Here is a 1,507-nt window from a genome sequence, read left to right on the forward strand (position 1 = left end):
GGTGCGTGACGCTACAAGTCTATAACTACGTTGAAGTTTTTTCGTAGCGTCACGCACCCTACACATTATAAAAATTTATCTCGATTGTAGAGATTTTAATAACCACTCGTACTCACGTTGGATTGAAGCTAGTAAATCTAACTTCATTGTTGGTGGTAAAACTTCCCAGGTATAAGTTTCTATTTCGAGATGATTACAGAAGTTGTTAACCTTTAATAAATCTAAAACATCGACAATATCATCTTGAGTCGATTGTAAACCATCAAAATCTCGAATAAAAATTGGTACGTGGAAATGAACTCGCCATTCCTCGGCGCCTTCAAATTCAGTTAAAGCTGTATCTAAATCTGAATAATTATTTAATTTACCGTCTTTTCGAGCAATTGCTTGATGCAAATAAGTAGATTCAGCAAAAGGTTGTAACTTTTGTTTTAATATCTTTTGCTGCTCGATATCTTTTGGTAGATTAATTTGTAATGCAGCACTAACTTGGATTTTACTAATTTTTATACCTGCTGCTTGAAATTGCTTGATAACAGAAACAGGGTTTTCATACTCAACTGCAAAATGACACGTGTCATAACACACACGTACATGTTCTAATATAAGTTCTTCCGCGTCAGATTTTGAGATTTGCAAATGGTTTGTTAAGTATGAGCTTCCAATAGGTATCAAAGATTCTTGAAAATAACTAACAACTTCTGCTGAATTTTCAATTAGTCCATCTGGCTCTGGTTCTAATCCTAAATGCAATATTTTTCCTGTTTTCTCACGAATTTTAACCATTTCTGCAACAACTTGTGCAAGATTGAGCGTTGCATTTAAAGTTGTCAAAGATAAGTCTAACTTATTTTTTTGATTATCTTTAAACCAAGGTTTATACGAAAGTGGTAGCGTTGAAATGCTTCCCTCTACTCCATCAGGTAGTAGTGGTGCCAAAATTTTGACTAATCTCAAGGTATACTCTAGCCTTTCAGATATAGACCAATCAGGTGTATAAACTTTGTCTTTAATAACTGAAAAATGAAAACCACCATAAGGAAAGCCATTTAGTGTAAATACATATAAATCATTTTGTTGTAACCAATCTTGGAAATTAGCTAAAGTATCGGATTCCAACAACTCGCGCGTTGCCACATCAGCTAACCTTAAACCAATGCCAAAGGGCTTATCCCAACAAAGTCTAGATTTCAGCGTTGGTATATACTGTTGTAAATTAGCAAAAACCTCGTTCCAGTTTTCACCAGGATGTATATTCGTACAATAAGTGAGATGATAATTATCAAGTTTCATACAAAAATATCATTTAAGATTAAATTGATCCCCCCAACCCCCCTTAATAAGGCTACGGTGTACACACAAGTCTTAATAAGGGTGCTTCGGGGGCTTCGGGGGTAGGGCGGGGAGGATGAGCATGAAGCAATATTGATTCATATCAGATGCAAATATCGATGAAAATAGTTCCTCAATTTCTCCACTCCTTCCGTTTCTAGCCTCCCCCTGCATC

1 protein-coding gene is annotated in these 1,507 nt (G+C 35.8%); it reads right to left on the minus strand.

Going from position 1 to position 1,507, the window contains the following annotated elements:
• Positions 1–75 precede the first annotated feature (75 nt).
• A complete protein-coding gene (gene eboE / locus AC2JBO_RS44915; RefSeq protein WP_496960085.1) occupies positions 76–1,293 on the minus strand; it encodes a metabolite traffic protein EboE in 1,218 nt (405 codons plus the stop codon).
• Between the last annotated feature and the right edge of the window lie 214 nt (positions 1,294–1,507).

Source organism: Calothrix sp. CBUCES-K 9914, from assembly GCF_059640475.1.